This window comes from Roseburia sp. AF02-12 (assembly GCF_003461765.1).
In the GTDB taxonomy this organism is placed as follows: Bacteria; Bacillota; Clostridia; order Lachnospirales; family Lachnospiraceae; genus Roseburia_C; species Roseburia_C amylophila.
Genome location: NZ_QTXS01000001.1, coordinates 410261 through 423208, shown reverse-complemented (window position 1 = coordinate 423208; position 12948 = coordinate 410261). Strand labels below are relative to the sequence as shown.

Genomic DNA, 12948 nt, shown 5'->3' with positions numbered 1-12948 from the left:
TCTCTTTTAATGTCTTGTATATTTCTTCAATACCGGAAGCAGCTCTCCCAGTACTTCTAATGCGTAATCAATCTCTTCTTCCGTTGTATGCACACTGAAGGAAAAACGCAGTGTGGAATCCAGAAGGTTTTCCTTTAAATGAATGTTTCTAAGGGTCTTGCTTCCCTTCTGTTTGCCTGCATGATTATTGGAAGAACAGGCAGAACCGGAAGATACATAAATCCCCCTGTCTTCCAGTGAATGTAATAATACTTCACTTCGGATTCCTTCAAAGCTGACGCTGACGATATGTGGTGCAGAATCCTCTCCGGTCTTTCCATTTACATGGGTTCCTTCCAGCTTTTCGATTCCGTCGATAAAACGCTGCTTTAATCCGTAAAGATGCGCTCTCTTTTCATCCAGATTCTCATAGATTTCTTCTGCTGCTTCTCCAAGCCCTGCAATTGCCGGTACATTTTCCGTTCCGGAACGCATTCCCTTCTGCTGTCCACCGCCTAATATCAGCGGCTTTAATTTCGTCTTTTCCTTCACCCAGAGGAATCCGCTTCCCTTTGGACCGTGAATCTTATGTCCGCTGACGGAAAGCATGTCTATGCCAAGCTTCTTTGGATAGATATACATTTTTCCATAAGACTGGATTGCATCTACATGAATCAGTGTAGCCGGATTCTTTTTCTTAATAAGCTCTGCAGCTTCTGCAACCGGCTCGATGGCTCCGATTTCATTATTTACCTGCATCATGGAAACAAGAATAGTCTGTTCCGTTACTGCTTCTTCTAATTCTTCCAGTGAAATAATTCCATTCTCATCCACAGAAAGATAAGTAATGTCAAAGCCCTGCTCCTTTAAGAATTCCATTGGATTCTCTACGGATGCATGTTCAATGGATGTGGTTATAATATGATTTCCCGCTCTGCGGTTTGCCATTGCAGCACCGATAATCGCAAGGTTATTTGACTCCGTTCCACCGGATGTAAAGATGATTTCTTTTTCTGATACTCTTAATGTTTTTGCTATTTTCTTCTTTGCAGTCTCAACAAATCGTTCTGCCTCAATTCCTTTCATATGAAGGGAAGATGGATTGCCATAATCCTTCGTCAGAAGGTCTACCATTAACTGACACGCCCGGTCACTGCAGCGGGTGGTCGCAGAATTATCCAGATATGCTTCCATACTTTTCTACACTTTCTTACTGTTTTTTCGTTATATACGGCTCTCTAATTGCAGCATCAGCATGGACATCATGCAGATACCTGCTGTATCTGTCCGAAGTATTCTTCTTCCTAAGGAAATGGACTGCATGGTCTCTCTTGCTTTTGCAATCTCTTCCTCTGCAAATCCGCCTTCCGGTCCTATCATAATGCTGATACTCTTCCCCGGTTCGATTTGCTCTAATACTGTCCTGGTTCCTTCCATGCCATTTTCATTTTCATAAGGCACTAAGCGGATATCACAGTTTTCTGCCAGCTTTACGGCTTCCTTGAAAGATACTACTTCATGAATCTTTGGAATGATACTGCGCTTTGACTGTTTTGCTGCAGTCTCTGCCTGCGCCTGCCATTTTTGTACCCGTTGTGCTGCCTTTTTTCCTTCCAGCTTTACCACACAGTATTTCATGGCTACCGGAATGATTTCATAGACACCAAGTTCTACTGCCTTTTCAATCACCGTTTCCATCCGATCTCCCTTCGGCAGTGCCTGAAATAAATAGATTTTAGACGGAAGTTCGGTTCCTTCTTCGTCCACAGATACTATGTCTGCCTGCACGAAATTTTCTCCGGTTTCTGCAATCTTACAAAAATAATTGCCACCTTCCCGGTCACTGATGCGAATCGTCTCTCCGATTTTCATACGCAGTACATTCCGGATATGATTTACATCGCTTCCGGTTATGGTAACATATTCTTTGCCCACCTGGCTTTTTTCAACAAAAAACTGATGCATCTATTTTACCTCTGATTTTTCCGTGCAGTTACATTGACCCATTCGCCCTGATGGTTGACTTCTAAGATTTCAAAGCCTGCCTGCTCTAAAGCTTCTTTTACTTCGTTTTCTTTAAAATCAATAATTCCGGAAGTAATAAGCACTCCCTGCTCTTTCGCACACTGATAAAGTGCCGGTGCCATCGGAATAATAATATCCGCCAAAATATTCGCTACGACCAGATCATAACCTGTGCCAATCTTTTCCTGAAATGCTTTATCGTCAATCAGGTTTCCAACATAAAATTCACCTGAATTTTCTGCCAGATGATTGACTGTCATATTTTCATGAGTTGATGTGATACAATCTCCATCCACATCCGTACCCACTACGCTGCCTGCACCAAGCTTTAATGCTGCAATGGATAAGATTCCGCTGCCGCATCCTACATCCAGAACACGCTCGCCCTCTTTTAAATATTTACGAATCTGGCGGATACAAAGCTGTGTTGTCTCATGCTTTCCGGTTCCAAAGGAAATACCCGGGTCAATCTCGATTAAGAATTTATTTTTATCCTCTTCCTTTAATGGTTCCCAGGTTGGTTTGATTAAAATATCATCGATATAAAAAGACTGAAAAAACTGTTTCCAGTTATTAATCCAGTCAATATCCTCGGTCTGGCTGGAGGTAATATCTCCGCTTCCGATTTCTACCATGCTTCTTAACTGCTCTAAACCAATGCGGACTGCCTTTAAAGTCTCGGTATGGTCTTCGCCTGCCTCTAAATAAAAGCTGACTTTGCTTTTTCCTTCGTCTGGTGGAAGCTCCGGCGGAAAATCAATAAACATTTCTCCTGTTTCTTCTTTCGTCAATGGTACATTATCTTCGATTTCAATTCCTTCAATGCCATTTTCTGATAACATCATGCTGATAAAATCCTCAGCTTCTGTTGTTGTATCTATTGTATATTTATCCCATTTCATAGTTTCTGCTCCTGTTCTTATCTTAACCTTCTATTATAAAAAGCAAACATTTTAATCTTAACATAGCTTTTTATTTTTCGCAACTGTAAGGGAATCAACGGCAACCAGCAGACAGCTTCTTTAGATACATAGCGACGCCTATGCATGTCTGGTAACACAAAAACAGCGGAACATATTTCTTCTGCCCGCTGATTTTCCTGTTTATTGCTATGTCATTGCTGTGCTATTATTGCAATCTTATTACTGATATTTTACTTCCAGTTTCTGCATCAGCACCTGATATTCCCGGTTAATTTCCTGAATGGTACCGGTGTCTCCATTGAGATTATCCGGATGATATATTTTAATCAAATCCTTATAACGCTTCCGCAATGATTTTTCATTGCCCACGCCCATAAAGAACATTTCTCCCTTCACCACATTGGATGATTGGTTTCTATTCTCCTGTTCAAATTCATGTACTCTGCTGTAAAAGTCTCTCTGACGCTCCATTTTCTGCTTTTCGGCAGCAAGTTTCTGAAGTTCACTTTCTAATATTTTCCACTTCATGTCAAAAAGATGCTGTTCCCGCTTCATCCGCTCCTGTTCAAGATTCTTCTCCATCTCGAATTTCCGCTTCTGACGTTCTAACTCCCTCTGATGGTGTTCCATCTCGCGTTTGGAATTTTCCAGTTCTCTCCTTGTATGTTCCAGTTCCACAGTCTGCTGAAAACACCATTTATCAAACTGTGCTGCATCCTTCTTAATCACAGCGCTGTTATGCTGCTTCATAAATCTCTCTCCTTGTCTCATAAACGGTTGCCTAAATCAACATATGGTTACAAAAAACTTATGAATCAGAAACAGTATACAATATGTTGTCACAAAATGCAACAACGAGAAACTCACTTTTGCAGTTTTCCCGAGTTATCACAATACTCAACTACGAGAAACACGCTTTGCGAGTTTCTCGAGTTATCGCGGTGCTCGCCAAATCTGCATGCAAGCATGCGATTTTTCTCGCTACTCGCGTAAAAAAAGCTGCCTCCATTTTTCAGGAAACAGCTTTATCATTTTTATAAATCATCGAAGGACTCTTTAATTTTTCCCATAAATCCCTTTTTCTTTTTCGTGCCTGCCGCACCATTCTGTGTCTTTAATGAATTACCGGTCTCTGCATCAAACTGGCGCAGTGCCTCCTTTGCAGCTTCATTTAATCCGGTCGGAACCTGAACCACAAGTGTAACATACTGGTCACCACGGACTGCCTTGTTACGCAGGGATGGGATTCCTTTTCCTTTCAGACGGATTCTGGTGTCGGTCTGTGTACCAGGTTTTACTTCGTAGACCACATCGCCGTCAATGGTTGTAATTCTTACTTCTCCGCCCAATGCTGCCTGTGCAAAACTGATTGGTGCTGTTGAATATACATCCATGCCCTGTCTCTGAAGGATTGGATGGCGGGATACTACTACTTCTACCAGAAGATCTCCTCTTGGTCCGCCATTTACACCCGGCTCACCTTTTTCACGGATTCTTACACTCTGACCGTTATCAATTCCGGCAGGAATGCTGACCTTAATCTTCTTCCTGCTGGCAATGTAGCCGGTTCCACGACAGTCCGGACATTTGTCACGAACAATTTTACCGCTTCCGTTACATTCCGGACAGGTCTGTACATTCTGTACCATACCAAATAAGGACTGCTGGGTATATACCACTTTTCCTTTTCCCTGACATTTGCTACAGGTCTCCGGACTGGTTCCCGGCTTCGCTCCTGTACCATGACAGGTCTTACATTCATCCTTTAATACTAAATCAATTTCTTTCTCACAGCCAAATGCTGCCTCTTCAAATGTAATTCTGACACTGGCACGTACATTGGCTCCCTTCATCGGTCCGTTGCTGCTGCTGCGTCTTCCGCCGCCAAAGAAATCTCCGAAAATGTCTCCAAAGCTTCCAAAAATGTCTCCCATATCCATACCTGAAAAATCAAATCCGCCTGCTCCGCCGGCACCTCCATCAAAGGCTGCATGACCAAACTGGTCATACTGTTTTCTCTTCTCCGGGTCGCTCAGTACTGCATATGCTTCAGATGCTTCCTTGAATTTCTTTTCTGCTTCTTTATCCCCCGGGTTCATATCCGGATGATATTTTTTGGCAAGGACACGATATGCTTTTTTTATTGCTGCGTCATCTGCGTTTTTATCAACGCCTAAGACCTCGTAATAGTCTCTTTTCTGTTCTGCCATAATCTATTCCCTCTTTACCGTTTGTAAGGGTTGACAGTAAAACTGCCAACCCTTTCTACTGCTTTTTATCTGTAGAATTATACTTCTTTGTAATCAGCATCTACCACATCATCATCTGCAGAACCTGCAGCTGCTCCACCGGCTGCACCTGCTCCCATATCAGGGCCTGCACCAGCGGCTCCCTGAGCTGCCTGAGCATTCTCATACATCTTAGCAAATACTTTCTGTGCACTTTCCATCAGTTTCTCTTTTGCTGCTTTCATCTCAGCAACCTGATCATCTGTCATGTTTTCAGCCTGTGGATTTGCATCTACTAAAGCTTTCAGTGCATTTAAGTCAGCCTCTACTGCAGATTTATCTGCCGCATCAAGGTTATTTCCAACCTGGTCTAATGCCTGCTGTGTCTGGAATACGAAGGCATCTGCATCATTTCTGGTGTCAATTGCTTCTTTTCTCTTCTTGTCCTGTGCTTCAAATTCAGCTGCTTCTTTTACTGCTTTATCGATATCTGCATCAGACATGTTAGATCCGGCAGTAATTGTAATATGCTGTTCTTTTCCGGTTCCTAAGTCTTTTGCTGATACGTTTACAATACCGTTTGCATCGATATCGAAAGTAACTTCAATCTGAGGAACTCCACGACGTGCTGGTGGGATACCATCCAGACGGAACTGTCCAAGGGATTTGTTATCTCTTGCGAACTGACGCTCACCCTGTACTACGTTGATATCTACTGCTGTCTGATTATCTGCTGCTGTTGAGAAAATCTGGCTCTTTCTTGTAGGAATTGTTGTATTTCTCTCAATCAGTCTTGTTGCAACTCCACCCATGGTCTCGATAGACAGTGACAATGGCGTAACATCCAGAAGAAGGATATCGCCTGCGCCGGCATCTCCTGCTAATTTACCACCCTGGATACAGGCACCAAGTGCTACACACTCATCCGGGTTTAAGGATTTACTTGGCTCTTTGCCTGTTAACTGTCTTACTTTATCCTGAACAGCCGGGATACGTGTAGAACCACCAACCAATAATACCTGGCCTAAGTCTGCATTGGTTACGCCTGCATCCTTCATAGCGTTCTGCACCGGGATTGCTGTTTTTTCTACTAAGTCATGTGTCAACTCATCGAATTTTGCTCTTGTCAAGTTCATATCAAAGTGCTTTGGTCCTTCTGCTGTTGCAGTAATGAATGGCAGGTTGATATTGGTTGTTGTTGCTGAAGACAACTCTTTCTTAGCTTTCTCTGCAGCTTCTTTTAATCTCTGAAGAGCCATCTTATCGGTAGATAAGTCAACGCCTTCTGCTTTCTTGAATTCGTCAATCATCCACTGTGTAATCTTGTTATCGAAATCATCTCCACCTAATCTGGTATCACCATTTGTAGATAATACTTCGATGACTCCGTCACCGATTTCGATGATAGATACATCAAATGTACCACCACCTAAGTCGTATACCATAATTTTCTGTTCTTTTTCGTTGTCCAGTCCATAAGCAAGTGCTGCTGCTGTCGGCTCGTTGATGATACGTTTTACATCAAGTCCTGCAATCTTACCTGCATCCTTGGTTGCCTGACGCTGTGCATCATTGAAGTATGCCGGTACAGTAATAACTGCTTCTGATACTTTTTCTCCTAAATATCCTTCTGCATCAGCTTTTAATTTCTGTAAAATCATTGCAGAAATCTGCTGTGGAGAATACTGTTTGTCATCAATGCTTACTTTGTAATCGGTTCCCATATGTCTCTTAATGGAAGAGATTGTTTTCTCTGCATTGGTTACTGCCTGACGTTTTGCAGGTTCACCAATCAGACGCTCACCTGTTTTTGTAAATGCTACGATAGATGGTGTTGTTCTTGCACCTTCCTGGTTTGCTATAACGGTAGGTTTTCCACCTTCCATAACTGCCACACAACTGTTTGTTGTTCCTAAATCAATACCAATAATTTTACTCATGTTCTTATCCTCCTATGCTTAATTTGCTACTTTTACCATGCTATGTCTGATTACATTTTCTTTGTACTTGTAACCTTTCTGTAACTCCTCGGCTACTACATTCTCACCGAGTTCTTCATCTTCCACATGCATTACTGCATTATGGAGATTCGGGTCAAACTCCTGACCGGCTGCTTCAATCGGTGTTACACCAACTTCTGTCAGCACTGTCATCATCTGCTTATAAATCTTATCCATACCTTCTACGAAGCCATTGTTTTTGTCTTCTTCCGGTACAGCTGCAAGCCCTCTTTCAAAATTGTCGATAACTGGAAGGATTTTCTCTAAGATTGCACTGGCTCCCATGTCATACATCTGGCTCTTTTCCTTTTCCGTTCTCTTACGGAAGTTTTCAAATTCTGCCATCTGACGTTTCAGCCGATCGGTTAAATCTTCAATCTGTTCATCCTTCTTATCTTTCTTGTCTTTCTTTTTAAAGATACTTTTCTTTTTCTCCTCATCTTCTTTCTCTATTTCTTCCGGTTCAGATTCGGTATCTTCCGTTTTTTCTTCTGCCTCAACTTCTTTTTCTTCTGAGGCGGTATTCTGTGCTTCTTCCTGCTTTTTTGCATCCTCTGCTTCTAAGTCTTCTAATACTTCTTCAAGCACTTCTTCTTTCTTTTCTTCTGCCACTTTCTTACCACCTTTCTATGCTATTCTTTCTTCGGCTTATCAAATATGCCTTCTAGTTGTGATTTCAAATTTTTCAGATTATCCATGACGTTCTCATAATCCATACGCTTCGGTCCGATAATTCCTATCGTTCCCTTCACGCCTTTACCAAGTTCATAGGTAGCTGTTACCACACTGCAGTCCTTCATGGTCTGAATTGGAGATTCATCTCCTATATAAACCTGTATGCCGTTCTCCTCATTGCTGAGGTTATCCGTCACCAGACTTACTAACTGTTTCTTCTCTTCTAACGCATCTAAAAGCTCTCCTGCTTTCTGCGAATCCGATAACTCCGGATATTTTAAGATATTCGTTGCACCGCTGGTATATATCTCCAAATCCTCGTCTTCGCTGATTGCTTCTGCTACTGCATCCAATACATCACTGATGACTTTGGAATGGATACCGGCTTTCTCTTTCAACACTGCTATGGTGCCCAGATTAATCTGATCTAATGACAATCCATTTAAATGTGTATTCAAAAGCATGTTAAGTTTTAACATATGCTCATTATCTATCGGCTCTTCTATCGGAATCATCTTATTTTTCACAAGATTGCCTTCCAATACGACAACTGCCAGAATATGTTCATCATCCACATTGGATAACTGGATGAACTTCAGGCTGTTGTGGTGATACTGCGGTGCTGTTATCATGGTGGTGTAATTCGTGTTGTTCGCCAACAGCTTTGCCACCTGCTGCAATACCTGTTCCATCTTCTCCGTATGTTCAATTACGAACTCTTTCATATCGGATACTTCTTTGTCCTTCTCTGCAATCAGATTATCTACATAGAAGCGATATCCCTTATCGGATGGAATTCTTCCTGCCGATGTATGTGGCTGCAAAATATATCCCATCTCTTCTAAGTCCGACATCTCATTCCGGATTGTTGCGGAACTTAAGTTCAAATCCGTATACTTGGAAATGGTTCTTGAACCAACCGGCTCACCTGTTTCCAGATAGTTGCGAATGATTGCATTTAAGATTTTTGTTTTTCTTTCATCTAATTCGTTCTCGTTCATTCACGTTCTCCTGAAAATGAAACTTTTATAGGTATTTGAAAAAGCTTTTTGTACTGCTTTTTCTTAGTTGTTAGCACTCAACTTGAAAGAGTGCTAATTTCTATGTACTTAAGATAGCACCATTCGTTTTTTTTGTCAACAGCATTTTATAATTTTATATTTTCTTTAGATTTGTTCTGATTCAATGCGGTTCAACACCGCACTACTTAATCCAGTAAAAACTGGGCGAGTACATAGTTGCTGATGTCCATGCCATGGTCGCTGAGCTTTATTACACCGGCTTTTTTCTCGATTAAGTCCTCTTCCTTAAGCTGGTTTAAGACTTCGCCATATACTGCTTCTATTTCCACGCCAAAAGTCTCTTTGAATTCTGTTCTTGTAACTCCCTTTAACATACGCAGGCCTAAAAACATGAATTCTTCCATCTGGGCATGGCGGCTGATTGCATCTGCACTCTCATGGAGATTCAATGCCGGTACTCCATCTATTTCCTTCGCCGAAATATTACCGCATGCTTTGATATACGCTTCAATCTCTCTTATATTACTGTAGCGTACTTCTCCAATCAGGGAAGCTGCCCCAAGTCCTACCCCAAGATACGGTACCCGCTTCCAGTATCCGATATTATGCCTTGCCTCTTTCCCCTGCTTTGCATAATTGGATACTTCATAATGCTCATAACCTGCCTCTGCAAGAATCTCCTGAGTCTTTTTATAAATTTCATACTCCGTCTCTTCAGATGGCAGATGCTCTGTCGGCTTTCCGGCTTCCCGGAGCACTGCCTCGAATTTGTATTTTTCATAAAATGGTGTTCCCTTTTCGATAATCAGGGAATAGGCTGAAATATGCTCCGGTTTTAATGCTATGACACGCTTTAAGCTGGTGACAAATTTCTCCGTACTCTGATAAGGCAGGGCACTCATCAAATCAACGTTGATATTTTCAAAGCCACATCTTCTGGCACATTTATAATTCTCCAAGAACTGCCGGTAAGTATGGATTCTTCCTAATATCTTTAATTCATCATCAAAGGCAGACTGTAACCCTATGCTGAGACGGTTAATGCCTGCTTCTTTATAGGTAAGAAGTTTTTCCTCATTTAAAGTTCCGGGATTACATTCTATGGTAATCTCTGCATCTGCTTCCACCTCAAAGCTTACCTGAATCTGTTTTAAAAGAAGTGTGATATATTCCGGAGCTAAAAGAGACGGTGTTCCACCCCCTATATATATAGTAGAAAGAGCCGGACGTCCCATTGTCTGTCCGTAATATCTGATTTCATGCAAAAGAGCACCCACGTAGCGGTTTTGTAACCGCTCGTCCGCAGGTGCTGATAAGAAATCACAATATTCACATTTTCTTACACAAAAAGGAATATGCACATAAAGTTCCATCTATGTTCTCCTGTCATCTATTTCTCATCTAACTTCAGTACACTCATAAATGCTTCCTGTGGAATCTCTACATTTCCCACCTGACGCATACGTTTCTTACCTTCCTTCTGTTTTTCTAACAGTTTACGCTTACGGCTGATGTCACCGCCGTAACATTTTGCCAGCACATCTTTTCGCATTGCTTTTACCGTCTCACGGGCAATTACCTTGCTTCCAACGGCTGCCTGAATCGGGATTTCAAATAAATGTCTCGGAATCTCTTCCTTTAACTTCTCACACATCTTTCTTCCACGCTCATAGGCGGTATCCTTAAATACAATAAAGGAAAGAGCATCCACTTCTTCTTTATTAATAAGAATATCCAGTTTCACAAGCTCTGACTGCTCATAACCCTTCATCTCATAATCAAAGGACGCATATCCTTTGGAACGGGATTTCAATGCATCAAAGAAATCATAAATAATTTCATTTAACGGAAGGTCATATTTAATAACTGCACGGGTCTGCTCAATATATTCCATACTCTTATAGATACCACGGCGTTCCTGGCACAAATCCATAATAGCACCTACATATTCGGATGTCACCATAATTTCTGCTGCAACCATCGGCTCTTCCATATATTCGATTTCGGATGGATCCGGAAGATTGGATGGGTTTGTCAATTCTATCATGGTACCATCAGTCTTATGTACCCGGTATACAACGCCTGGTGCTGTCGTTACTAAATCAAGATTAAATTCTCTCTCTAACCGCTCCTGAATTACCTCCAAATGAAGCAGTCCCAAGAAACCACAACGGAAACCAAAGCCCAATGCAATGGAAGTCTCCGGTTCAAACTGTAAGGCTGCATCATTTAACTGTAATTTTTCCAAAGCGTCACGAAGATCCGGATATTTGGCTCCATCTGTTGGATATAATCCACAGTATACCATCGGATTAACTTTCTTATATCCCGGCAATGGTGCATCACAAGGACGCTTTGCTTCTGTTATGGTATCACCCACACGGGTTTCTTTCACATTCTTAAGGCTGGCAGTAATATAACCTACCATTCCGGCTTCTAACTCATCACATGGAATGAACTGTCCGGCTCCGAAATATCCTACTTCTACTACATCTGCTTCTGCTCCGGTTGCCATCATGCGGATGGTTGTCCCCGGTTTTACGGAACCTTCCCGGATTCTGCAGAATACAATAACACCTTTATAAGCATCATACACAGAATCAAAAATCAACGCCTGAAGGGGCGCTTTGGCGTCCCCTTTTGGTGCCGGTAATTTATGCACAATCTGCTCTAATACTTCTTCCACATTCAACCCTGTTTTGGCAGAAATCCGTGGTGCATCCTGTGCCTCAATTCCAATCACATCTTCAATTTCTTCTACTACTTCTTCCGGCCTTGCACTCGGCAGATCAATTTTATTAATGACTGGAATCACTTCCAGATCATGGTCTAATGCCAGATATACATTGGCAAGGGTCTGTGCCTCAATCCCCTGTGCCGCATCTACTACCAGCACAGCACCGTCACAGGCAGCAAGACTTCTTGATACTTCATAGGTAAAGTCCACATGTCCCGGTGTATCAATCAGATTGAAAATATATTCTTCTCCATCTTTGGCATGATATATAATACGGACTGCCTGGGACTTAATGGTAATTCCACGTTCCCGCTCCAAATCCATATTATCTAAAACCTGTGCCTGCATTTCGCGGCTAGTCAGAAGTCCTGTCATTTCGATAATACGGTCTGCAAGGGTTGATTTACCGTGGTCAATATGGGCAATGATACAAAAATTACGAATCTTACTCTGGTCGATTGACATATATTTACTCCTTCTTTATTCCATGTTTCAAAAGGAAATCCGTCCACAGGGAATAATATTTTCCCAGCAGGTGAATCTCATCATAAGTATATTCCGGATTCAGATTTCCTGTTTCGTCAGTCACTACTTCATTTACATCAATATAAAATATATCGTGATTATTTGCAAGCATTGCAATTCTGTCATTCCGTTCTTTGATTGCCGGATTGTTAAAAATCGGGTCGGTCTCTGACTTTTCCTGTTTTACATACATAATGCCCTGTAAGAAAATCAGTGCATCCGGCTGTAATTCCCGGATATGATTGACAGCTTCTTCATATGCTTTCATAAAGCTGTCTACTGTACCGGTTCCCATTTCGTTGATTCCAATCATCAGATAGACTTTACCAAACTGATGCTCGCTTAATGCTTCTTCAACGGTAATCTTCGCGCCGTTTTCCTCGACAATCGGCGTATCAAACATATCATAGACCGTAAGTCCGATACTGGCATAATAAGTTGCATTATCCCAGCCGCCATAATCCCTTAATCCAACGGTTCTGGAATCTCCGATAAATACTGCATCATCAAAATAATCCTGGGTTACATCGGTAAAAGTATAAGTCTTATCCTCTTCTGCCTCCGTATCTGCAACTGCTTCTGCTGCTTCTTCCGTTGCCGGCTCCTCTTTGTCAGCATATACGCTTTCCAAATCCTCCTCCGGTTCTGCCTTATCCCATGGCAGAACGCCCTCTTTGGATGCCTGCATCATGCCAGCCACCGCCGGAACCTTCGGCCAGTCCTTATTATATTCTTTATATGCGCCCTTTGTTCCGGCTAAGGCAACACCGCTTACCAGCAGCATACTGATTGCCGTAACAATAAGAAGCGGACATTTCTTCCATTTCTTCATGG

Annotated in this window: 11 protein-coding genes; all 11 read right to left on the bottom strand. The window is 42.0% G+C overall.

Annotation, left to right across the window (positions count from 1 at the left end; translation table 11 throughout):
- Positions 1-6: 6 nt before the first annotated feature.
- Complete coding sequence (locus DV740_RS01970; protein WP_118087374.1) at positions 7-1173, bottom strand: cysteine desulfurase family protein; 1167 nt, start codon at positions 1171-1173, stop codon at positions 7-9.
- Positions 1174-1203: 30 nt separating this feature from the next.
- Positions 1204-1944, bottom strand: coding sequence for a 16S rRNA (uracil(1498)-N(3))-methyltransferase (locus tag DV740_RS01965; RefSeq protein ID WP_117840943.1), 741 nt, complete (start codon positions 1942-1944; stop codon positions 1204-1206).
- A gap of 5 nt (positions 1945-1949) precedes the next feature.
- The gene (gene prmA, locus DV740_RS01960; RefSeq protein ID WP_117840942.1) at positions 1950-2906 is read right to left on the bottom strand and encodes a 50S ribosomal protein L11 methyltransferase; all 957 of its coding nucleotides are present in this window, start codon (positions 2904-2906) and stop codon (positions 1950-1952) included.
- A 240-nt stretch (positions 2907-3146) separates the two neighbouring features.
- The gene (locus DV740_RS01955) at positions 3147-3677 is read right to left on the bottom strand and encodes a molecular chaperone DnaJ (RefSeq protein WP_242986051.1); all 531 of its coding nucleotides are present in this window, start codon (positions 3675-3677) and stop codon (positions 3147-3149) included.
- A 284-nt stretch (positions 3678-3961) separates the two neighbouring features.
- The gene (dnaJ, locus tag DV740_RS01950) at positions 3962-5137 is read right to left on the bottom strand and encodes a molecular chaperone DnaJ (RefSeq protein ID WP_117697001.1); all 1176 of its coding nucleotides are present in this window, start codon (positions 5135-5137) and stop codon (positions 3962-3964) included.
- 77 nt (positions 5138-5214) lie between these two features.
- Positions 5215-7095: a molecular chaperone DnaK gene (gene dnaK / locus DV740_RS01945; protein WP_117840941.1), complete on the bottom strand. Its 1881-nt coding sequence runs from the start codon at positions 7093-7095 to the stop codon at positions 5215-5217.
- Positions 7096-7113: 18 nt separating this feature from the next.
- Positions 7114-7767, bottom strand: coding sequence for a nucleotide exchange factor GrpE (gene grpE / locus DV740_RS01940; protein WP_118087373.1), 654 nt, complete (start codon positions 7765-7767; stop codon positions 7114-7116).
- A gap of 20 nt (positions 7768-7787) precedes the next feature.
- Positions 7788-8831: a heat-inducible transcriptional repressor HrcA gene (gene hrcA / locus DV740_RS01935; protein ID WP_022243085.1), complete on the bottom strand. Its 1044-nt coding sequence runs from the start codon at positions 8829-8831 to the stop codon at positions 7788-7790.
- Between the two features lie 206 nt (positions 8832-9037).
- The gene (gene hemW, locus DV740_RS01930; RefSeq protein WP_118087372.1) at positions 9038-10225 is read right to left on the bottom strand and encodes a radical SAM family heme chaperone HemW; all 1188 of its coding nucleotides are present in this window, start codon (positions 10223-10225) and stop codon (positions 9038-9040) included.
- Between the two features lie 17 nt (positions 10226-10242).
- On the bottom strand, positions 10243-12054 hold the full coding sequence (lepA, locus tag DV740_RS01925) for a translation elongation factor 4 (RefSeq protein WP_022243087.1): 1812 nt from the start codon (positions 12052-12054) through the stop codon (positions 10243-10245).
- 4 nt (positions 12055-12058) lie between these two features.
- Complete coding sequence (locus tag DV740_RS01920) at positions 12059-12946, bottom strand: GDSL-type esterase/lipase family protein (protein WP_117840939.1); 888 nt, start codon at positions 12944-12946, stop codon at positions 12059-12061.
- Between the last annotated feature and the right edge of the window lie 2 nt (positions 12947-12948).

Excerpts from the sequence above, each read along its gene's own strand:
- DV740_RS01970 (WP_118087374.1), bottom strand. The coding sequence starts at position 1,173 with ATGGAAGCATATCTGGATAATTCTGCGACCACCCGCTGCAGTGACCGG.
- DV740_RS01965 (WP_117840943.1), bottom strand. The coding sequence starts at position 1,944 with ATGCATCAGTTTTTTGTTGAAAAAAGCCAGGTGGGCAAAGAATATGTT.
- prmA (WP_117840942.1), bottom strand. The coding sequence starts at position 2,906 with ATGAAATGGGATAAATATACAATAGATACAACAACAGAAGCTGAGGAT.
- DV740_RS01955 (WP_242986051.1), bottom strand. The coding sequence starts at position 3,677 with ATGAAGCAGCATAACAGCGCTGTGATTAAGAAGGATGCAGCACAGTTT.
- dnaJ (WP_117697001.1), bottom strand. The coding sequence starts at position 5,137 with ATGGCAGAACAGAAAAGAGACTATTACGAGGTCTTAGGCGTTGATAAA.
- dnaK (WP_117840941.1), bottom strand. The coding sequence starts at position 7,095 with ATGAGTAAAATTATTGGTATTGATTTAGGAACAACAAACAGTTGTGTG.
- hrcA (WP_022243085.1), bottom strand. The coding sequence starts at position 8,831 with ATGAACGAGAACGAATTAGATGAAAGAAAAACAAAAATCTTAAATGCA.
- hemW (WP_118087372.1), bottom strand. The coding sequence starts at position 10,225 with ATGGAACTTTATGTGCATATTCCTTTTTGTGTAAGAAAATGTGAATAT.
- lepA (WP_022243087.1), bottom strand. The coding sequence starts at position 12,054 with ATGTCAATCGACCAGAGTAAGATTCGTAATTTTTGTATCATTGCCCAT.
- DV740_RS01920 (WP_117840939.1), bottom strand. The coding sequence starts at position 12,946 with ATGAAGAAATGGAAGAAATGTCCGCTTCTTATTGTTACGGCAATCAGT.